This is a genomic window from Methanobrevibacter sp. (assembly GCF_030539555.1).
Lineage (GTDB): Archaea > Methanobacteriota > Methanobacteria > Methanobacteriales > Methanobacteriaceae > Methanocatella.
Window position 1 is genome coordinate 2,491 of sequence record NZ_JAUNXX010000109.1, and the last position, 865, is coordinate 3,355.

Annotated in this window: 1 protein-coding gene; it reads right to left on the reverse strand. The window is 31.4% G+C overall.

Annotation, left to right across the window (positions count from 1 at the left end; translation table 11 throughout):
* On the reverse strand, window positions 1–393 hold a 393-nt coding region (locus Q4Q55_RS10080), incomplete at its 3' end, for an MFS transporter (RefSeq protein WP_303372674.1).
* Window positions 394–865: the final 472 nt, after the last annotated feature.

The following is an 865-nucleotide window of genomic DNA, read 5'->3' on the forward strand; positions in this document are numbered from 1 at the left end:
TGTCATGATTCCTCCGAATAGCGGACCGACAGCAGCAGAAATGGAAACCATTACACTTTCAATTGCCAAAGCAAAGGTACGTTTTTCACCGGAATAAATTCCACTTATAAGAGAAACAGTAGCAGGTGTCATTAATGCTCCTGCAATACCTTCAATTAATGCCCATCCAATGAATAACACTGGTGTACTCCAACTGATTGCTGCAGTAAATGTACCTATACCATAAAGTACAGTACCGAGTATGAACAGTTTCTTTTTACCAACTATGTCCTGAAGTTTGGTACTCAGTAGCATGAATGCAGCGGTAATCAGAGTATAGAATGACATAATCAATTGAATGGTACTCACATCAGTGTGCAGGTCAACTACAACCTTGGAAATACTAACATTCATAAATGTAGCATCCAATGTTATGATAAATGAAGCACAGGCCACTAATATTAATGGAATCCATGAGTGTTCCTTAAGAGTTTCATTCATATTTTTTAATCCTCCATATCCATATAAAAACTTAAGAAAATATCAACAAATAATGTTTAGCATATATGTTCAATATTTTTCTTATTAATATTTATCCTTTTATTATTTTATAAAGTTTTTGTTGCTTAATGAATAAAAACTAAGAATTTAGTCACTATTTTCCAACATAACAGAATCTTTGTTATTCCTATTAATTTTTCATAAACAGAACGTTCGTTCTCTACATCATTTAATAACCATAAAATATAAATAATTAAATGTATGCATACAAAAAAATTAATTTTAGAAAAGACTTTAAAATTAATGATTGAAAAGGAGAACTCCATCGTTTCAATTAGAGAAATCAGTGCAGCCACTGGAATTGCTACAGGTGGAATATATCACT